At 53.3% G+C, this 19,023-nt stretch carries 17 protein-coding genes; 5 read left to right on the top strand and 12 right to left on the bottom strand.

Going from position 1 to position 19,023, the window contains the following annotated elements:
• Positions 1 to 37: 37 nt before the first annotated feature.
• On the bottom strand, positions 38 to 1,045 hold the full coding sequence (locus QET93_RS13195; protein WP_322189958.1) for an IS110 family transposase: 1,008 nt from the start codon (positions 1,043 to 1,045) through the stop codon (positions 38 to 40).
• A gap of 433 nt (positions 1,046 to 1,478) precedes the next feature.
• On the opposite strand from QET93_RS13195, the gene QET93_RS13190 reads away from it, so the two are divergent.
• Positions 1,479 to 3,614: an alpha-L-fucosidase gene (locus tag QET93_RS13190; protein WP_280126795.1), complete on the top strand. Its 2,136-nt coding sequence runs from the start codon at positions 1,479 to 1,481 to the stop codon at positions 3,612 to 3,614.
• Positions 3,615 to 3,728: 114 nt separating this feature from the next.
• On the opposite strand, the gene QET93_RS13185 is transcribed toward QET93_RS13190, so the two are convergent.
• The 5 genes from QET93_RS13185 to QET93_RS13165 all read right to left on the bottom strand — a co-directional run bounded on the left by QET93_RS13185 (position 3,729) and on the right by QET93_RS13165 (position 8,736).
• Entirely contained in the window at positions 3,729 to 4,811 is a 1,083-nt protein-coding gene (locus tag QET93_RS13185; protein WP_280126796.1) for an ATP-dependent 6-phosphofructokinase, read from the bottom strand.
• Positions 4,812 to 4,869: 58 nt separating this feature from the next.
• The gene (locus QET93_RS13180; RefSeq protein WP_280126797.1) at positions 4,870 to 5,844 is read right to left on the bottom strand and encodes a serine hydrolase; all 975 of its coding nucleotides are present in this window, start codon (positions 5,842 to 5,844) and stop codon (positions 4,870 to 4,872) included.
• 111 nt (positions 5,845 to 5,955) lie between these two features.
• Positions 5,956 to 7,140, bottom strand: a complete 1,185-nt coding sequence (locus QET93_RS13175) for an AGE family epimerase/isomerase (RefSeq protein WP_280131322.1) — start codon at positions 7,138 to 7,140, stop codon at positions 5,956 to 5,958.
• Between the two features lie 11 nt (positions 7,141 to 7,151).
• Positions 7,152 to 8,072 (bottom strand): dihydrodipicolinate synthase family protein, encoded by a 921-nt coding sequence (locus tag QET93_RS13170; RefSeq protein WP_280126799.1) that lies wholly within the window; start codon positions 8,070 to 8,072, stop codon positions 7,152 to 7,154.
• A gap of 34 nt (positions 8,073 to 8,106) precedes the next feature.
• Entirely contained in the window at positions 8,107 to 8,736 is a 630-nt protein-coding gene (locus tag QET93_RS13165) for a hypothetical protein (protein WP_280131323.1), read from the bottom strand.
• Positions 8,737 to 8,868: 132 nt separating this feature from the next.
• On the opposite strand from QET93_RS13165, the gene eno reads away from it, so the two are divergent.
• From eno to QET93_RS13150, 3 genes are all read left to right on the top strand, one after another.
• A complete protein-coding gene (gene eno / locus QET93_RS13160; protein WP_280131324.1) occupies positions 8,869 to 10,158 on the top strand; it encodes a phosphopyruvate hydratase in 1,290 nt (429 codons plus the stop codon).
• Between the two features lie 99 nt (positions 10,159 to 10,257).
• Complete coding sequence (locus tag QET93_RS13155) at positions 10,258 to 10,650, top strand: hypothetical protein (protein ID WP_280126802.1); 393 nt, start codon at positions 10,258 to 10,260, stop codon at positions 10,648 to 10,650.
• Positions 10,651 to 10,710: 60 nt separating this feature from the next.
• Positions 10,711 to 11,100: a hypothetical protein gene (locus tag QET93_RS13150; RefSeq protein ID WP_322190024.1), complete on the top strand. Its 390-nt coding sequence runs from the start codon at positions 10,711 to 10,713 to the stop codon at positions 11,098 to 11,100.
• A 108-nt stretch (positions 11,101 to 11,208) separates the two neighbouring features.
• Here the strand turns inward: QET93_RS13150 and QET93_RS13145 are convergent, their stop codons facing one another.
• From QET93_RS13145 to purC, 6 genes are all read right to left on the bottom strand, one after another.
• Positions 11,209 to 11,577 carry a septum formation initiator family protein gene (locus QET93_RS13145; RefSeq protein ID WP_280126804.1) on the bottom strand — a complete coding sequence of 123 codons (369 nt, stop codon included), beginning with the start codon at positions 11,575 to 11,577 and terminating at the stop codon, positions 11,209 to 11,211.
• A gap of 131 nt (positions 11,578 to 11,708) precedes the next feature.
• A complete protein-coding gene (locus QET93_RS13140) occupies positions 11,709 to 12,491 on the bottom strand; it encodes a hypothetical protein (protein WP_280131326.1) in 783 nt (260 codons plus the stop codon).
• A 28-nt stretch (positions 12,492 to 12,519) separates the two neighbouring features.
• On the bottom strand, positions 12,520 to 13,227 hold the full coding sequence (locus tag QET93_RS13135; RefSeq protein WP_280126806.1) for a phosphoribosylformylglycinamidine synthase subunit PurQ: 708 nt from the start codon (positions 13,225 to 13,227) through the stop codon (positions 12,520 to 12,522).
• Positions 13,228 to 13,272: 45 nt separating this feature from the next.
• Positions 13,273 to 15,675: a phosphoribosylformylglycinamidine synthase subunit PurL gene (purL, locus tag QET93_RS13130; RefSeq protein WP_280131327.1), complete on the bottom strand. Its 2,403-nt coding sequence runs from the start codon at positions 15,673 to 15,675 to the stop codon at positions 13,273 to 13,275.
• Positions 15,676 to 15,708: 33 nt separating this feature from the next.
• Positions 15,709 to 16,155: a hypothetical protein gene (locus QET93_RS13125; protein WP_280131328.1), complete on the bottom strand. Its 447-nt coding sequence runs from the start codon at positions 16,153 to 16,155 to the stop codon at positions 15,709 to 15,711.
• Positions 16,156 to 16,188: 33 nt separating this feature from the next.
• Positions 16,189 to 16,899, bottom strand: a complete 711-nt coding sequence (gene purC, locus QET93_RS13120; protein ID WP_280126809.1) for a phosphoribosylaminoimidazolesuccinocarboxamide synthase — start codon at positions 16,897 to 16,899, stop codon at positions 16,189 to 16,191.
• 250 nt (positions 16,900 to 17,149) lie between these two features.
• On the opposite strand from purC, the gene QET93_RS13115 reads away from it, so the two are divergent.
• The gene (locus QET93_RS13115; RefSeq protein WP_280131329.1) at positions 17,150 to 18,985 is read left to right on the top strand and encodes a GreA/GreB family elongation factor; all 1,836 of its coding nucleotides are present in this window, start codon (positions 17,150 to 17,152) and stop codon (positions 18,983 to 18,985) included.
• Positions 18,986 to 19,023: the final 38 nt, after the last annotated feature.

The raw sequence follows: 19,023 nt of genomic DNA, 5'->3' as shown, positions 1-19,023 counted from the left end.
AAGAGTCAACTATAATTCAGAAATAGACAAATGGGGGCTACTCGCCCCCAATCCCCCCGGCAGCGTGCGACGCTGCATCCGGGGGAATTATTTTTTTCGTTAAGCTATTGAGATAAATGATTAGAGAATGACAGCAGGCAATAAGTGCACACTTTCGTGTTTTTCCCACAGAGAGAAAATGTTTGTACTTCGCCTGCAAGATTTCATTGCACCTCAAGGCACTAACCGTTGCCAAATAGAGAAGATGGCGCAGTTCCTTTCTGCCCCCATGTATTTTGCGTGTTCCTTTCATCGTTCCGCTTTCCCAGGAATAAGGCACTACTCCGAGTAGGGCTGACGCCTGCTTTCTATTAATGCTTCCCAATTCGGGCATGAGGCTAATCAACGCCATGGCATTGCGTTTCCCTATTCCTTTAACATTCAAATAGGTTTCATACTTTTCTTTTAGCTCTTGATGAGTATTGATGAGTTTTTCCATTTGAACCTGCAACGCCTCTATGCGTTTTTCTTCCTGCTTCAGGGCTTGATCCAATTGCTGTTTCAGAAACGGCTGATTGGTTGCTTTTTGCTCGTTTTTCAACTGTGCCCGTCTTTTGACATAAAAAGTAAGGACACTTTCGTATTCTTTGAGCTGAAGAATTTCTCGGGTAAGTGGATAGTCTTGCTCAAGTTGTTTGTCTTTTCCCAATTGGCAGAGCACCTGAGCGTCCAAACGGTCGGTCTTGGCCTGTAGTCCTTCACTTCTGGCATAGTTTCTTACTCGTACCGGATTAAGGCATGTTTGGGAGATATTGGCGTCCATGAAAACGGGGATAAGCCGACGGCTTAAATAGCCGGTGGACTCATACACGACATGAACTGGTTGTTCCTGTTTTTCAAAAAGACGGAACATGTTCTTATGTCCTGTCTTGTTGTTGGTGAATCGGTAGGTTTTATGCTGAAGGCAGATATCCAAATAGTCTTTGGATATATCTACTCCGGCATAGTTCTTTTGAGGTATGTTTTCTCCTACTTCACGATTGATTTTTGTTTTGTTGGGCTTCATTCTGATCTCCTCCTCAAATGCGGACTCATCTCGGGGAGACGGTCCTTTCAACTATTCGAGATTTGGAATGATCGGATCCCCGGATGGGGCTTGTATCGGCACTGACTCTTTGACATTCTCCGCCCTAGGGCGGGAATCTGGCTGTCTCTCGTGCTCAATACAAGCCAGGGCTTCGTGGTTGCGATCCTCGAAGCCCTGCTCCGATTCCACGAAGCATTTTACCCTCCGTGGTAATCAAATATTAGCTCTTTTTATTATTTGGGGCTGTCTCTCTAAAAAGAGGCAACCCCTTTGTTTTTTTGAAAAAATCGTACAAAACGCCCTTTCCACGGAATCTTACCAGAAAAAAATCCATAAACCACCATCACTGGTCTTTTATTAAATTCCTGCTTTTATTCTGTTCTCCCCACTATTCTTCATTTAGCTTTTTTCCATGTTCAAACTCAGACACCATGCATTCTATCTTCTTACCGCGCTTGGAGGGACGCTCCTCATGCCAGCTTGGGGAGGTCCTGTAGCTCCATGGCTCAGAGCTTACATTGACGGTGAAGAAGTAGTTGGCACTACATTGGAAAGCCGCTACAGCACTCCTGACGATGAAGCGACCAAACCTGTCATCCAATGGGAAAAAGCGGATTCCCGCAACGGAAAACCCGTTCCGGTGCAGCAGGGCAAGGATGCGGAATCCTACACCCTGACGGACAAAGACGCCGGAAAATACTTTCGGATCATTGTGGGCAAAGGGACCAAGGACGCCATCGCCAGCCAATGGATAGGCCCGGTCATCACGGAAGAGCAGGCGGAAAGCATCAACAACCGTTTTGATCCCGGTAAAAGCTACCAGGAAAATGTGGATGCACTCCAAAAGGAGCTGTCCGAAAAACTCAAGGACGCCGTTTACTTCACCGTCGATACAGATAAACTCCACGGCGCGCCTTACGCGATGGTCGGAAACAAACGGATAGCGCTGCCTGAAGATGTCAGGCCTTTCCGGGAAAACGGGAATATCTACGTAAACCATCCTTTTGTGCAAGCCGTTTTCAACAAAGAGCTGCCGGACGAAATCATGGAGGAAGCAGGCGGCCAGAAGGCCTATGAAATAGGCAACGTGGCCAAGGCCCTGAAACTCCACCTCTGGCAGGGAGACAAGGAAAAGGCCCCCGTACCAAACTTCCGCATGCAGCCCATGGCGGAAGGCCTGGTGGTTCTTTCTCCTGAAAAAGATGTTTTCTCCCCCGTCCGGGACCGCGACCTGATCAATGAAGCCATCAACAGACTCTTTGACTTCAAGGCCAATGACAAGCAGTTGAAATGGTTCCGCGACGCCAAATTCGGCCTGTTCGTGCACTGGAACCCCTCTTCCCTGCTGGAACGGGAAATCAGCTGGGAACGCAATGCGGCGCGCCCCAAGGACAGTGCGAGCGGCCACCAAAACGTCATAGACTTTGAATATGACTCAGCCCATCGCCGCTTCAACCCCAAGCAATACGATCCCAGGAAGTGGATGTCCGTGGCCAAAAAAAGCGGCATGAAATACGCTGTTCTGACCACCAAGCACCACGACAGCTTCTCCAACTTCCCCTCCGACTACGACACATTCACCATCGCCAACACTCCCTACGGCAAAGACATCGTGGGGCAGTTCGCGGCAGCGGCCCATGCGGCAGGGCTCAGGCTGGGCTTCTATTATTCCGGCCGGGACTGGTACAATCCCTACTACCTGACCAACCAGCACTACCGCTATCTGGAATACTACTTCGGCCAGCTCAGTGAACTGCTCACCCGCTACGGCCAGGTAGACGTGCTCTGGTTCGACAGCCTGGGCAATAGCTCCCTGAACCAGTGGGATCCGCGTACCATGATGCGCCGCATCAAGCAGTACCAGCCGGACATTCTAGTCAACAACCGCATGAACGGCACGAGGGGAGGCAACAAGGGGCCGCTGGCCGACGACCTGAAAGGCGACTTCCTGACGCCGGAATGCAAGCTGGGGCCGTTCAATGATAAAACGCCCTGGGAAAGCTGCATGACCGTGGCTGACATTCCCGGTACACGCTGGACAGGCAACTGGTCCTATACCTCCAAGGCCAAGGTCAAACCCGTTGAAACCTCCATCAAATTCCTGATCAACAACACCGTCAAGGACGGCAACCTGCTTTACAACATCGGGCCCACCCCGCTGGGTACTCTGGATCCGAAACAGGCAGAAACCTTCTTGGCCATGGGTAAATGGATCGCCCCCTACCGGGAGGCTATCTACAATACCCGCGGAGGCCCCTACAAAGACGAACCCTGGGGCGGCAGCTGCTACAAAACAACCAACAGCGGCAAAAAAATCGTTTATCTGCATATCAGTCCGCTGATCGCTCAAAAAGGAAAAGAGCTTAAAGGAAACGAGCCGCTCTTCATCAAAGACATCGGAGAGAAATTCACGAAGGCAACCATCATCGTGAACGGCAAAGGAAACGGGCAGGCTGCCAAACTTGAAAAAGTAGATGACCAATACAAAATCACCCTGCCCGCAGGCGTAGCCTGGGACAGCATAGACACCGTCATCAAACTTCAATGACCCCCTTTCTCCTACGGAGCGAGAGATAGCATGCAGCTCGGGGGCTGTTTCACGAAGGATTGAAAAATCCGACTGAGACAGCCCTTGTATGAAAGTCGAGGAGAGTTCCTCGGTTTATTGATCGCCAAAGCAGACGCCCAAGTCGCGACCGGTCTGGACGAGTTGGCAGCCGGGATCGACCAGTTTGAGCGTTTTGACTGCTTCTTCGATCGGAACTGCAACCATTTCCGTACCGTGCAGAGCAACCATGTGGCTGAATTGCCCGGCGGAGACGAGTTGGATGGCATGAGCTCCGAAGCGGGTTCCGATGACGCGGTCGAAGGCGCAGGGGGATCCGCCGCGCTGAGTATGGCCGAGGACGCAGGCTCGCGTTTCGATACCGGTGGCTTCTTCGAGCTTTTCGGCGATGACATTGCCGATACCTCCTAGGCGGACTTCACCTTGAGTGGCAGCGTCGATGAGAATTAATTCGTTGGCGAGCATGGCGCCTTCGGAGACGACGACGATGATTTCACGCTGTCCTTTCGCTTTGCGTTCGTTGATGGATGCGACGACGGTTCCGAGATCGAAGGGGATTTCGGGGAGGAGGATGACGTCCGCACTACCTGCAATGCCACCATGGAGGGCGATCCATCCGGCATGGCGCCCCATGACTTCAACAACCATCATGCGCTGGTGGGCGCAGGCGGTAGTACGGAGGCGATCAATGGCTTCGGTGACGACTTCTACGGCGCTGTTGAAGCCAAAGGTGACGTCGGTGGCTCCCAGGTCATTGTCGATGGTTTTGGGAACTCCGACGACAGGCAGACCGATTTCGGAAAGGAGGAGGGCTGTGGATTGTGAACCGTCTCCGCCGACAACGATCAGGGCTTCGATGTTGAGACGTTCTACCGTGGCTTTGGTCTTGGCGAGAACCGAGGGTTCAATTTCACCTTTTTGGCCGATGCCTACTTTGATCGCGAAGTTGCCCTTGTTGACAGTGCCGAGGATGGTGCCGCCCATGGAGCGGATGTTGCGGCAGCTTTCGGGAGTGAGAATTTCGTAGCGGGGTTTGTCCGGCTCGGAGAGGAGACCTTCGAAGCCGTCGTAAAAACCATAGACGGTCCAGCCTTTTCTGGAAGCGGCGCCGACGGCTCCTTCGATAACCGCATTAAGTCCGGGGCAATCTCCTCCACTGTTCAGGATACCGATATTCATAATTTTTTGAAGTAGTGAGTTGAATGAAATTGCCGGGAGTTTATCCCGGCATTTGCTATTATTTGGTTGGTTGTTGAGCAGTGGGAAGTTGGAGGAATTCCTTGTGATCAAGCGCGGGAGCCCCCGAGTTGATCCATCGTTCCCACGATTTCCAGCTATGAGTGATAAGACTCTTGGAAAGCTTGTAACGGTCTTCCGTGCCAAGTACGACGATGACCAGACGCTGAGGGTAGATCATGTCTTTGCCTGTTTGCGGGTTTTGCCTGACGTAGGCATTGCGCGTGGCACTCAGAAGAATGCAAGGGCCGGAGATCCTTGATTTGGCTGTTTTGATTCCGTCGACTCCCGGTTGTGCAAGGAGGGCGTTGGTGTTGGTAACGTCGTAAAGTTGCGTTCCGCTGGAGAGGGTTTCTACTCCGATGCGGCGGCTGGGTTGCTTGACGATGAAGCAGAAGGCTGGCCGTTGGGTGGCGTACATGCCTAGAAGAGCCAGGTCAACGGCGCAGGAGGTGGAGGCCGAATCGGGAGATTCCAGACCATGAGGGGCAACGAAATGCGTTTTCTTCATGCCGATGGCCGCTGCGAGATTGTTCATTTCACGGACGAACAGGCTGATCGGAGAGCCTCCGCCACGGCGGGCAGACAGGTCTCTGCCGACGAAATTGGCGATGGTCAGCGAAGAAACGTTATCGGCTCCCAGCAGGGTTGAGTAAAGAGCGTCGCGAAGGGTGATACGGTCACCGGGCCGGAGGTTCATGGGGTTGCCCATCGTGATGGCATAGGCTTCCTGAGGAACCGTGATGATACGGTTGAGTTCGACCTTGGTACGTTCCACCCAGTCCAGGGCGACAAGAGCAGTGGCAACCTGGGCGAGGCTGGAGATGGGGCGTTCCTTCTCTGCGTTGCTGCTGAACAGTATTTTGCCGGAGTTGGATTCAACTGCGATGTAGCTTGGCGCACCCTTCTGCTGAGCCATGGCGGGCATGACGGAGAGGGCGACGAGCGCTGCGAATGCTAGAATCAATTTCTTCATAAGGAGGCGGGCAGATAATGAAACGAAAATTCGGGTTTGGAAAGCGAAAAAACGGTTCGCATCAAATGTGGTGCGAACCGTTGGATCCAAATGTGTTTTTAACTTACGGCATCAGTCGTTGATGACCCCGCAATACTTGGCGCAAGTCCATAGGGCGCGCGGGTGGTGGAAGAAGGATTTCCACAGGCTGCCCTTGAGTGTATTGGAAGGGGAACCGTCGCGGTTGAGATAGCCGAACCATTCTCCGTTTTCTTTGTCCTGGAAGTGGTTGAAGGACCACTCGTGCACCATGTTGTGCATGGTGGCGTAGCGGGATTCTCCCGTCAGGACATAGGCAAGCATGGAACCGATGAGGGCTTCGTCGTGAGGCCACCAGAATTTCATGTTGTGCCAGTATTCCTGGACGGGTTTGTTGTAAACGTCGCAATAGTAGAGCAGTCCGCCTTGTTCCCGGTCCCATCCGCGTGCGAAGGCCCAGTCGATCATGTCGCAGCCGATTTTGATCAGGGCTGGGTCGTTGCCGCGTTGCCGGGCTTCTTCCAGGACGAACCATCCGCCTTCGATCGTATGGCCGGGATTCAGCGTACGTTCATTGAAATGATCAATGATGCTGCCGTCCGGAGCTACGACTTCCATGACTGCCTTGATGTCGGGCTTCATGAACAGGGTGACCAGGTCGTTGATGCAACGGTCGATCCATTGAGTGAATAAGGGGTCTTTGCCCAGAAACCGGCGCATTTCCTGGGCGGTGACGAGGGTGATCATCCGGGAGCCCAGATCGGTTGCCGGGCGGTTACCCGTGAACTTCGGTTCCATGGCTCCGGGTTCGAAGTGGATCCGGGTGAAGATATCGAACCAATGGCGTGCCTTGACGGCTGAGTCGCCGTTCCCCGTAGCGGCCGCATGGGCGGCGAAGGAAATAGCGGCAAACGATTCGCTGTAGGCATAACGGCGCTTGCGAATCGGGGTGCCGTCCTGGGCTACATGGAAGTACATGCGGCCATCGGACGGGTCGACGCAGTAGCGCTCCAGGAAAGTGAGGGCGCTTTCCGCCCATGCAAGCCATTCCGGACGTTTCTCGATGCTCTGATACATGGTCAGCAGCATCCAGGCCATACGGCCCTGGGCCCAGACGGATTTGTCGGTATCGACGATGGAGCCGTCCGCATCGAAGCAATGCAGAAGGCCTCCATGCCGGGTATCAACGGCGCGGGGGAACCAAAACGGGACAACGTCGTTGAGCAGGCGGTCTTTATAGAATTCGCCCAGTTCTTTCAGATCGAGAGAATCGCTCATGGTTGACCGGATTAGTTGAGTGCCCACTGGAAGAAGCCGATGGCTTCGAGTTCTGCCCGGAGTTCCTTCAGGGCAGTTGCGGACGGATTGCCCTGGGGCAGGCGGGCCGGTCCCAGCGGGACTCCCTGCCAGCCGAGGACTGCTTTGGCACATCCCATGTAGCCTTTAGACGCCAGGATGTTGATCATTTTGACGGAAAGGAGCTGACATTCGTGAGCCGTAGCCAAGTCTCCTTCCGCATAGGAAGCCATGAGTTTCTGGTACAGGGCGGGAGCAAAGTTGAAGGAACTGCCGACGGCACCTTTGGCTCCGGTGGCGAGGGCGCCCAGGAACCATTCGTCAACGCCCCAGGGGAGGTCGAATGCACCAGTTTCATAGTTCAGAGCATCCATGTACAGGGCAAGATCGGGATTGGTGAATTTGATCCCTGCAAAATTGGGGATGCGTTCCTTGGCCAGTTTGAGGAAGGCGACGGGACTGAAGCGGACGCCGGTCAACACGGGGATGTCGTAGAAGTAGTAAGGGAGGTTGGGAGCTCCTGCTGCAGCTTCGGCGCAGCAATCGACAAGGAGTTCCAGAGTGCCGGGCTTGTAATAGGACGGTGCAAGCGAACTTGTGGCCAGGAAACCGAGTTCCTGGGCATAGGCTGCCAGTTCCCGGGCATCGCGGATGCTGTTGGAACCGGTGTGGGCGATAACGCCGACGCCATACTTCTCACCTGCTTCTTTCCATGCGGCATAGATTTCCTTGCGTTCGGCAAGCTGCATGGAAGAGGACTCTCCCGTACTGCCGGTGATGAAGGCAAGTTTGACGTTTTGTTCGGACAGGTGGCGTGCCTGGTCGGCAACGGCTGCGGGGTTCAGGTCTCCGTTTTCGAGGAACGGCGTATGGACTGCGGCGACGAGACCGTGGAGTTTTAATTGGGAATTCATGGGAGTCTTCTGTTGATGTTGATAGAAGGGGGGATTATTTGGCTGAAGAACTGTTACGGAAAAGGCGGAGGGCGAGTTGAGCCCATGTTTCCAGTCGGTCGAACAGTTCGGAGGATTCCAGTTCTTCCGGGGATTTGAAAGAAAGGTTGGCTAGGGCGGACTCGTTGGATGTGACGTCGCCCGATTCCAGTTCAAAGAGGTGGACGATACCGAGATGGACGGCTCCGACGTCGTTGGTGTCATCATTAATGGCTCCAATGACGTGCTGGGTGTAGGATCCTTTGATGCTAATTTCTTCGCGGACTTCTCGGTCGACTCCGGCCATGTAAGTAGCGAGGGTGATGGTATCTTCCTGGTTATCGATGGGGTTGATATGTCCGCCGATACCGAGAGAACCTTTGTCGTGCAGTCTGGCTTCTCCTCCGGAGCCTCCGCGGGTGTAATGGAGGATTTTACCGTCGCGAACGAAAATTCCATAAGGAATAATCTGTTTGAAGGAGGAATCCTGCTCCGCTGCTTCCCGATCCATGAAACGGGCTACCCCCGGCTTCATGCAGGCGTCCAGCAGATGGCTGGCCTCCGGGCTGGTCCCCTGAAAGTAACCGGCTTCTTCAAAAGCGGATCGGGGAATAACGAGTACTTGTTCTCCATGGTACCGGGACATGCCAAACAACGTATATGAATCGGTGCATGGTTCAATCCAAATATGCGTTAAACTTGAAGGAAGAAATGGAAAATGTACGAAAATGGAAAAGAAAAATTGAGCGAAAACTCCTGTGTACGGACTCTAATACGCATGGAAGAATTGAGAATAATTCAAATTATAGGCCGTGAAATTTTGGATTCACGCGGAAATCCTACTATTGAAGCAGAAGTCCGCTTGGCCGGAGGAGCATTGGGACGGGCATCCGTACCCAGCGGGGCATCGACGGGCGAACATGAAGCCTGGGAACTCCGCGATGGAGACAAATCCCGCTACCATGGACGCGGAGTAACCCGAGCGGTTGGTAATATCAATGACTTGATTGCCCCGGCTCTTGTCGGTTGGGATGCGACTCGGCAGACGGATATTGATGCGATTATGACGTCGCTGGACGGTACGGTGAACAAGTCCCGGCTGGGGGCCAACGCTATCTTGGGAGTGTCTCTTGCCGTGGCAAGGGCTGCGGCAGTCCAATTGGGGTTGCCTTTGTACAAATACCTCGGAGGACCGAATGCGAAGGTTCTGCCTGTTCCAATGATGAATATCATCAATGGAGGAGCGCATTCCGATGCCCCGATTGACTTTCAGGAACTGATGATTATGCCCAAAGGGGCTCCTTCTTTCCGGGAGGCTCTCCGGTATGGTGCGGAAATTTTCCATTCTCTGAAGGACGTGCTGCACTCCAGGGGGCTGTCGACTGCCGTCGGTGATGAAGGCGGGTTTGCGCCCGATTTCAAATCGGTGGAGGATGCTCTGGACAGTATTGCCCTTGCTGTCGAGAAGGCGGGATATGAGTTGGGAGAAGATATTGTGTTGGCGTTGGATGCAGCGTCTTCCGAGTTTTATGATGCGGATTCCGGGTTGTACGTCTTTAAGAAATCCGACGGAAGTAAGAAAACGGCTTCCGAGTTGGCTGATTACTATGTGGAGTTGAAGAAAAAATATCCCATTGCCTCAATTGAAGACGGCTGTGCTGAAAATGATTGGGACGGCTGGAAGGTCCTGACGGAGAAACTGAGTGCTACGACCCAGCTTGTTGGAGATGACCTTTTCGTGACGAATGTGGAATTCCTGAAGAAGGGGATGGAAAAGGGCGTTGCCAATTCCATTCTCGTCAAGGTTAACCAGATCGGTTCCCTGACGGAAACGTTCGATACGGTGGATATGGCGATGCGCAACCGCTATACGGCAGTGATTTCCCACCGTTCCGGAGAAACGGAGGATTCTACCATTGCGGATATGGCTGTGGCATTGAATGCCGGGCAAATCAAGACAGGCTCCTTGAGCCGTTCCGACCGCATGGCCAAGTACAACCAGTTGTTGCGCATTGAGGAAGAACTGGGAACTTCCGCCCGTTTCGGCAGTGATCTTTTGCTGTTTTGATGAAATGATTTGAATGAGGTGCCGCCTACCGGAAGGATATTCCCGGTAGGCGGCACTTCCTGTCTTGCGGGATAGATTTTTTTCCCATAGAACAAAAGAGTGAATAGGAAAGTCGTTGTTTTTGCCGTTGCCGGGGTGCTTCTTGCGGTTATCCTGTTTTTTCTGCTGGGGGAGAAACCGGATCCTCGCGAGGTTGTTCTTGGGGATTGGGTCGATCCCCATTATCGGGTTGAGGCTCATGTGTCGCCCCATGAAATACGTTTTTCTCTGCCGGACGACCGGAGAGGGCATACCTTCTCCTACAGGATGGATACGGATAAGGATCCATGCGAGATGATTCTACTGAGGGATGATGGAAAAACTCCTTTTTTTACGGCTTTGCTTGAATTCGAAGGGAGAGACAAGGTAAAATCACGCAGTGCCAAACGCCGCTCCCTGATGGACGGTGGCATGGCAGGGAACTGGCAACGCATGAAGGATGAAAAAAAATGAGTCCGGTGCAGAACTTTTTTTCAATCCGCGTGTTTAATAGTCAGAAGTACTATGGAAGAAATGAATCAGGAAGACCGTCCATTATGGGATTTGCTTGGCAAGGCGGAGCGGGCTAAGGCCCCTGCCGGATTTGCCGATTCCATCATGGCGAAGATTTCCGCGGTAGAACAGCCTGCGGTGCCTGTGCCCCATGGTTCATGGGGACGCTGGAAGTGGAGCGGAGCGGTGGCGGCAGCCTTGGTCGTCTGCGTGAGTTTGGTCATTTCCTTGCAGGATTCCTCCGTGTCTCAGGATACTTATGCTGTACAGGTTGTGGATGACGAGCTTCTGCTGGATGTGGCTTATGCCTCTTTGGGTAGTGAAAGCCTGCAAGATGCCGTATGCCTGCTTTCTTCACAGGAGTCCGTTGCTGATATGAGCGATTCGGAAATCGTCGGTCTCGTATTCTGAATAAATCGTTTGCCTTGTCTCATCCATGCCTTCCCTTGAGGAAGGCATTTTTTATGGTTGGATGGGGAGGGAAAATTCCTGCGGAGCACCTCCGGCACACGGTGGGAATCAATGAATGGAATGCACCGGTTCGATACGGATGATGTTTTCTTCCGGGAGAGCAAGGTTGTTTTTATCCCTGGCAATCATTTCAAAATATTCCGGATCCTGAGCCATCCAGATGTATTCCTGTTTGGCTTGCTTGAGGCGGATGTGGGCTTTTTCCAGCTTGGCCCGTGTAAAACTTTGTTCCTGTTCCAGATTTCTGAGCTCTTTCCAAGGCTTGAGGCAAAGGAGGGAAAGAAGGGCTGCCATTAAAAAAAACAGCACCGTCGCAAATAAAGGCAGGGTATGCCGGACGACTTCTACACGCTTTTGTCTCCGAACGGCAAGTTCGTTAAGCGTGTATTTGGAATGGCGCCGGCGGGAAAAAAACATAGCTATGTCTTGACATCAGACTTTTGAGGCTATCCTGGCCCCGTGTCAAGATGGAAATCAGCGAGTAGTGGAATTTATACTTCCATGGATACGGGCCGGGATACGGCGTCAGATTGTAGTGAAAAAAACTTTCAGTGTTGTTCTTGGATGCAGGCTGACCGGATGGCTTCGAATAGATCGTCCTTTTCCAGAATGTAGCCGGTCATGGGATCATGCCACATGAAAGCTATTTTGGATGTACGAAGGCTGCCGGTGGGATCCGTTTCATGCGCAACAGGAAGCTTGTCCTGAAGTTCCGGCACGATTTTTTCGACGAGTTCGAATGTCGTGACCGGCTCGGAAACAAGATTGGCTGAGAAAAGCCCGCACATCCACGCCGTTTCAACATCTGCAACGATCCGGGAAACCGGATAGAACTGGTGGCGTTCCAGCAGGGAGACAGGAAGTGTATTCTTGTCCGTCTTTTTGAGTTCATCGAGCACGGAAAAACCCTGTCCCAGGCCAATGAGTTCAGGTAGGCGGATCGTAAGGACTCTCCCAAATTGAAGGTTGAGAAAGTCTCTCAACTTAATTCGGTCATTCAAATAGGGATCGCTGCTTTCTGTGAGCTGGTCAGCATCTTCATCACCGTCCGGAGGCAGCAGATCAAGGGTTGTGATGTAGGTAAGACGTTCGATTTTTACTTCGTGGAGACGATGGATCAGTTTTTCGGTCAGCGTCGCGTATTTGTTCGGTTCTGCCTTTGCCGCTGCCGGCCCTTCCCAGAAGGCAGGATCAATGAGAAGAACTTCTCCGAATTGCTTGTTGCGGATGAGATCCCAGTTTTCCGGTTCAAACAGGTAATCGTAAAACCGTTTCGACGCCCAGAGTTTTCCGAGCGGACAGGACGATCCGATGAGGGCCGTGTTGGTCATGGATGGGGCGGGCGGGGAAAGGCTGTGCTTAGCTCAGGGCATTGAATGCGGACTTGAAGAAGAAGTATCCCCAGCCCCAGTCTGGATGGCCCGCCCAGTCGCGATCATAGTGGCGGTCGGGCAGGAGGAAGCGCTCCGGATGGGGCATGAGGCCCATGGCACGTCCGGTTTTGTCCTGAAGTCCGGCAATGTTGCTGGCGGAGCCGTTGTGGTTGTCGGCGTACTGAAGAGCGACGAGTCCTTCGGCGAGGTATTTTTCCGCATCTCCCGGATTGGTGACGAGGCGTCCTTCCGCATGGGCGGAAGGAAGTTCGAATTCATCGGGAAGCAGCTGAAGGAAGGGTGATGTCTTGGAAACTTTGACGAGACGATCCCATATGCATTCGAACCGTTCGCTCTTGTTATTGATGAGGCTGGCCTTGGGCAGGATCCCCAGTTTGGTCAGGATCTGAAATCCGTTGCAGATGCCGAAGATAAAACCTCCGTTGGCGTGGTGTTTGTGCAAGGCATCACCGAGGAAGCGTTCCGTTTCCATCTGGGCAAGACGGCCGCTGGTGACGTAGTCGCCATAGCTGAAACCGCCGCTAAGGACGACGAGCTGGGCTTTTTTCACATGATCCGGCGTGGCCGTCGCGATCGGCTGAACCTGTGTGGAGAATCCGGATGCAAGAAGAGCGCGTTCCGTTTCCACATCGCAGTTGGTACCGGGGTACTTGAGAAGAAGTGCGTGAGGCATGATGAAAGGGTGGGGAAAAGTTTGAAATCAGACGGGAATGAGGAATCAATAATAGGGAGTCAAACCGTCTTTCCAGAGCTTCTTAAGTTCTTTGACGGAACTGTCGAGAACGAGTTTGCCTCCGCAGCATGTAGCTTTGAGACTGTCGATATCCTCCGTGGATTCTCCGATACAGGCGCAGGGGAATCCTTCCATAGCTGCTTCGAATTCGGAAGCGAGGTCGGGGTCGACTTCGACGAGAATGCGTCCGGTGCTTTCGCTGAAGAGTGGGACTGCGGGGGAATTCCAGTTGCCTCGCGTCGGCAGCTTGGAGAGATCCAGCGTGATGCCTCCCTTGCCGGAGAATGCCATTTCGGCAGCCGCTACGGCGAGACCGCCTTCCGAAATATCATGGGCGGAGAGGACGAGTCCGGCGGTGAGGGCTCCATAGTATGCCTTGTAGAGAGCGAAGTTAGCCTTGCAATCCGTCTGGGGGACTTTGGCTTCCTGGATGCCGTTGATACGGGCAAAGACAGAAGCACCCATTTCATCTTCCGTGTAACCGATCATGTAGAGCTTGCTGTTATTGCGGCGCAGGGAAGAACCCGTGACATGGGAGGGGTCTTCTACGATACCGAATCCTGAGCAAAGGAAACTGACGGGGATGTTGATTTCCTTGCCGTCGAGTTCGAAGTAGTTATAGAATGAGTCCTTGCCGGAAATATACGGGGCATTGTAGTCCAGAGCCGCGCGGGCGATGCCCTTGACGCATTCGACGATGCGCCCGAGTTCCTTCGGATTGTGGGGATTGCCCATGCAGAAGTTGTCGAGCAGGCCGATGCGGTCGGGATTGGCTCCAACAAGGATGAGCTGGCGGACACATTCGTCCACCGTGCCGGTGCCCATGGCGTAGGGATCGGTTTTTCCCCATTCGGGCAGGATGGCGCAGGCCATGGCCATGCACTTGTCGGAACCGTTGACGGCGACGACGGAACCGTCCTGAGGAGCATCGGCTGTGGCTCCGGCGAGGGGCTTGAGGATCGTGTTACCCTGTACTTCGTGGTCGTATTCGCGGATGATGGGTTCGCGGGAGACGATGGCGAAGTCGGCCATGACGGTTTTGAGGGAAGTGTTCAGATCCTTGTCCGGCAGGTCGAGCCCGGTTTTGGCGGGAGCTGAATCGAAGGTGGAAACCAGATGCTTGGTGGGAGCTTCGTGCAATTTGGAATTATCCATGCTGCAGACGAGTTCTCCGTTGTGCCAGACCTTGAGGATGCCGGTGTCGTCGGAGTGTCCGAGGACAGTCAGTTCCGTCTGGAAGGTGTCGGCTAGCTTCTGAAGTTCGGGAATGTCTTTTTCTTCAACGGCGAGCACCATGCGTTCCTGGGATTCGGATAGGAAGATTTCCCAGGATTTGAGCCCCTGTTCCTTGAGAGGGGCGTTTTCAAGGAAGATTTCCCCGCCGGTTTCGCTGAGCATTTCACCGGCTGCAGAGGAGAAACCTCCGGCTCCGCAGTCCGTGATAAAGACGATCAGGCCGCGTTCACGGGCTTCAAGAATGAAATCAAGTGTCTTCTTTTCTTCGATCGGGTTGCCGATCTGGACGGCGGTGAAGTCTTCTTCATGGGAGGCTTCGTCCAGAGCGGCGGACGAGAAGGTTGCTCCCTTGAGCCCGTCGCGTCCCGTACGGCCGCCGATAGCGATGATTTTCAGGCCTGGGCGCATTTCCTTCTGGATGTCTTCGCGGGGAATGACGCCGGCTGTACCGCAGTAGACGAGAGGGTTGTAGATGTAAGTCGGGTCGAACTGGATGGCTCCACTGACTGTCGGAATGCCCATGCGGTTACCATAGTCGCGGACACCGTGGACAACTCCGCGCATGATGCCGAGGGGGTGGATGACGTCGTCTCCCTTGATCGTCCGTGGATCGGTGTCGGGGGCTCCGAAGCAGAAAACGTCCAGGGAAGCGATAGGCTTGGCCCCTTTGCCGGCACCGAGAATGTCACGGATGACGCCGCCGAGTCCGGTGTTGGCCCCTGCATAAGGCTCAATGGCAGAGGGGTGATTGTGCGTTTCTGCCTTCAAACAGACGGCCAGTTTGTCGTCCAGTCCGATGAATCCGGCATTGTCCACGAATGCGCTGAGGACGAATCCCGGCTTGCGGGCCATAATTTCCTCGGACGGGCGCAGGATATAGGTTTTGAACAGGCTTTTGACCGTTTCCTTGCTGCCATTGGAGGTGTGCTCGATCTCGGCGGAGAAGATACGGTGCTTGCAGTGTTCGGACCAGGTTTGGGCAATGACTTCGAGTTCGACATCGGTAGGTTCCCGGCCTTCTTCGATAAAGATTTTCTGGATGACTTCCATGTCCTCGGTGGACAGGGAGAGTTTTTGCGCCTTGCTCAGCTCGGTAAGCTGGTCGCTGGTCAAGTCGCGGATGGGAACGATACGGTATGTTTTTTCGGACATGGTCGGAAAATAGGGAAGGATGGTTGCGAGAAATCAGGCGATAGTCCAGTTGTGGATGGCGGGGTTGCACACATCCTTGGCAAAGCGGGCGGACAAAGCTGTTTTGTCGCCTTCCCCGAATACATACACGCGCTGTGTGATTTTAAGTTTGTCAATGGAGAACGGCATGTCCGGACGGCCCTGGTAGTTCTGGATGATGGCTTCTTTTTCCAGATCCAGCGCTCCGGCTTTCATACCGTAGTCGAGGATGAAGAGAGTCCCGTCAAGCATGGGCGTCTCTTGTTCCGAAACCTCTTGGGCGATGTGATCGACCAGAATGCTCAGCAGGTATTCCCTGGCCTTGTCGACATCACCTCCTACTTCAACCGTATAAACGCGGCTGCGGCGGAAGAGAAGGCCGGCATTGAGGGGAGTGTACAGCAGGTTGTCGGCATTGGCTGCATCCTGAAATCGGCTGATTACTTCAAAGTGGAGTGTCATATCGCCCAAGAGGTACGGGTGTTGAGGCTAAAGTCAGGCGTTCTTCTGGAGGCGTGCAAGCACTTCTTCGTAGGCTTCCATTACATTGCCGAGATCCTGACGGAAACGGTCCTTGTCCATTTTGGCTCCGGTTTCAATGTCCCACAGACGGCAGGTATCGGGAGAAATCTCATCGGCGAGAACGATCTGAGTCGGATCTTCGGCAAGGCGACCAAATTCGATCTTGAAGTCGACGAGGGTCAGGCCGACTTGCTTGAAGAAATCGATGAGCACTTCATTCACCGTGCGAGCCTGGTCCTTGAGGAACTGGCATTCGGCTTCCGTAGCGGCACCCAGTTCCCGGGCGTAGTCATCGTTGATGAAGGGATCGCCCAGAGAGTCGTCCTTGTAGGAGAATTCGACGATCGGCTTCGTGAAGCGGGTTCCTTCCTTAACGCCCATGCGCTTGCTGAACGAACCGGCGGCGATGTTGCGGACGATGACTTCCAGCGGAAGGATGGAAACTTTTTTGACGTCGATGTTGATGTCGTCCACATCGGCTACAAGGTGGGTTTTCACGCCTTTGCTTTCAAGCATCTTGTAGATGACGAGCGTGATGGCCTTATTCATTTTGCCCTTGTTTTCAAACTGGGCCTTTTTAGCGCCGTTGCCGGCGGTGGCATCGTCCTTGTATTCCATGCGGAGTACATTGGGATTTTCGGTCGTATAAAGTCTCTTGGCCTTTCCTTCGTAAATGGGTTCCATGATTAGGGTGCGCGGAGGTTAAAACGCGGCTCCCCCACATACTGCATTGGACTCGCAAGGTCAAGCCGCAACAGAATCATATCGCTGGTTTGCCAGGAAAAATTCTTCCAATTTTGTCACAGAAGACTTCCGGCTTGCCTTCTTGCTTTTCTCGGCGCATCCTGTATAAAGCAGAGAAATTTCATTCTGAAATCAGGATTACGGAAATTCGCATTGATTCACGGAGGGGAAGAGGTATGGTGAACGAAGTATGCATGCCGATTTGGAGAAACTGAAATCGTTGGGCAAAATCAGCCCCTCTCTCGCAGGAAAACTTGATCAACTCTCTCCCGGTCGTTATTGCCACCACAAGGAATGGGGAACCGGGAAGGTTTCCAGTTGGAACCTCCCGAAGAAAACCCTGGTGATCGATTTTGAAGCCAAATCAAGCCATACGATGGCTCTTGATTTGGCTTTTAAGTCTCTGACCCTTCTCCCGGACGACCATTTCCTCGTCCAACGCTACGAAGAATTGGAAAAATTGAAGGAACTCGCCAAGTCGAATCCTGTCGAACTTATCCGCGTGACGCTGGAAGGTAATAACAACCAACTCAAGCCAGAAGAACTGGAAAAAAATCTCAAAGGAAGCGTTGTTCCCGCCGCCAAGTGGAAAAACTGGTGGGACAACGTTCGTTCGGAACTTCACAGCAAAGTGGAATTCGCGATGCCGACCCGCAAGGGTGAGGCCATCCGCCTTCGCCAGCAGGAAATGAGTTATGTGGAGTCCGTGATTGACGACTACAGCAGCCATAAGGATATCAAAGCCCGGGTACGGGTCGTCGATTCCGCCAAGCTGGAAAAACTGGTGGCCGACAAGGAAGGTTCTCGGAAACTGCTGCAAATGCTGAATGAAGATGTTCTCAACGGTAGTACTATTGTGCTTCAGCAGACGCTGGAACTTGCCGTGATCCGCGATATGATCGCTTCGGCTATTGGAGAGGATCTTTCTTCGTACAAGGCATTGGCCGATATTCTGTGCGAATACATGGAGCCTTTGCCGGAAATCCTCGGCGCTATTCCCGCCGTTCGCCAGAAGAGCATTTACGAAGCCTATCCCGTAGCTTTTGGTGATGGCTGGGTGGAACAGGCATTGCGTGTCTTTGACCTCGGCGGAGCTCGTGCCGTCGGCGAAGTTGCCAAGTTTATCAAGGAACAGAAACAGGAAGCTGCCTTGCAGGAACACCTCCGCAAGGGTGTTCTCAGCCAGACCCTCCAGCCGGACGGCCTGATCTGGATCTGCCGGAATAGAAAAACAGATGGCAAGGGGGCTTTCTGCATCGAAGTCGGTTCCGCTATTCTTGCCCTGATTGACCAGGACTATATGGACGGCGGTCCGAACCGCATGCTCCGCCTGAAGAATCTGATCATGGACGACAGCCACCTTGTCTGTGACATGATCAAGGAAGTCCCTTTCGGTGAAGTCCGTCAGTTTGCCAAACTTCTTTATGGTTCTCCTGCGTTCCCCGAGTTGGACCGCAAGGCCTTGCTTGCCCGCATGATGAGTATCCATCCGACACTGCAGGACATCATCCTCAAGTACGGAAGCGACGATACCAGGAAGAAACAGGAACCCGTTTTCGTTTCCTGGAGCAGTCTGGACAAACGCAAGGCGGAATACGAGGAGCTCGTTAACGTCAAGATCCCGCAGAACAAGCACAACAAGTCCGTCTTCCGTGCCGAAGGTGACTTGCGTGAAAATGCCGGCTATCAGGATGCCAAGGAAGTGGAACGCGTTTTGAACCGTCGCCGCGCCGAGTTGGAACGCGATCTGTCCATGGCTCGCGGTACTGACTTCAAGGGCGCTGATACTTCCGCCGTTTCCATGGGAACGATTGTTACCTTGGAAAGCGAATCCGGCGATTGTGTCGATTACACGGTTCTAGGCGCCTGGGATTCCGATCCCGAGCAGCACATTGTCTCTTACCTTTCCCAGGCCGGGAAGAAACTGGTTGGTCACAAGGTGGGAGAATCCGTGACGATCGTCCCGATTAACGAAGAACGTAAGCGTATCTTTACGATCAAGGCTATTAAAGCGGTGAATCCGTAAGTTCAGGTTTCTGCCTGTTTTTAAAGGGCTGTCCTGCC

It is taken from the genome of Akkermansia sp. N21116, from assembly GCF_029854705.2.
Taxonomy (GTDB): Bacteria; Verrucomicrobiota; Verrucomicrobiia; order Verrucomicrobiales; family Akkermansiaceae; genus Akkermansia.
Note: the sequence above shows the minus strand (reverse complement) of the source record. Positions and strands in the feature narration are given on the sequence as shown.

Bases quoted from the DNA above. Each gene is read 5' to 3' on its own strand.
- QET93_RS13195 (WP_322189958.1), bottom strand. From the start codon at position 1,045: ATGAAGCCCAACAAAACAAAAATCAATCGTGAAGTAGGAGAAAACATA.
- QET93_RS13190 (WP_280126795.1), top strand. From the start codon at position 1,479: ATGTTCAAACTCAGACACCATGCATTCTATCTTCTTACCGCGCTTGGA.
- QET93_RS13185 (WP_280126796.1), bottom strand. From the start codon at position 4,811: ATGAATATCGGTATCCTGAACAGTGGAGGAGATTGCCCCGGACTTAAT.
- QET93_RS13180 (WP_280126797.1), bottom strand. From the start codon at position 5,844: ATGAAGAAATTGATTCTAGCATTCGCAGCGCTCGTCGCCCTCTCCGTC.
- QET93_RS13175 (WP_280131322.1), bottom strand. From the start codon at position 7,140: ATGAGCGATTCTCTCGATCTGAAAGAACTGGGCGAATTCTATAAAGAC.
- QET93_RS13170 (WP_280126799.1), bottom strand. From the start codon at position 8,072: ATGAATTCCCAATTAAAACTCCACGGTCTCGTCGCCGCAGTCCATACG.
- QET93_RS13165 (WP_280131323.1), bottom strand. From the start codon at position 8,736: ATGTCCCGGTACCATGGAGAACAAGTACTCGTTATTCCCCGATCCGCT.
- eno (WP_280131324.1), top strand. From the start codon at position 8,869: ATGGAAGAATTGAGAATAATTCAAATTATAGGCCGTGAAATTTTGGAT.
- QET93_RS13150 (WP_322190024.1), top strand. From the start codon at position 10,711: ATGAATCAGGAAGACCGTCCATTATGGGATTTGCTTGGCAAGGCGGAG.
- QET93_RS13145 (WP_280126804.1), bottom strand. From the start codon at position 11,577: ATGTTTTTTTCCCGCCGGCGCCATTCCAAATACACGCTTAACGAACTT.
- QET93_RS13140 (WP_280131326.1), bottom strand. From the start codon at position 12,491: ATGACCAACACGGCCCTCATCGGATCGTCCTGTCCGCTCGGAAAACTC.
- QET93_RS13135 (WP_280126806.1), bottom strand. From the start codon at position 13,227: ATGCCTCACGCACTTCTTCTCAAGTACCCCGGTACCAACTGCGATGTG.
- purL (WP_280131327.1), bottom strand. From the start codon at position 15,675: ATGTCCGAAAAAACATACCGTATCGTTCCCATCCGCGACTTGACCAGC.
- QET93_RS13125 (WP_280131328.1), bottom strand. From the start codon at position 16,155: ATGACACTCCACTTTGAAGTAATCAGCCGATTTCAGGATGCAGCCAAT.
- purC (WP_280126809.1), bottom strand. From the start codon at position 16,899: ATGGAACCCATTTACGAAGGAAAGGCCAAGAGACTTTATACGACCGAA.
- QET93_RS13115 (WP_280131329.1), top strand. From the start codon at position 17,150: ATGCATGCCGATTTGGAGAAACTGAAATCGTTGGGCAAAATCAGCCCC.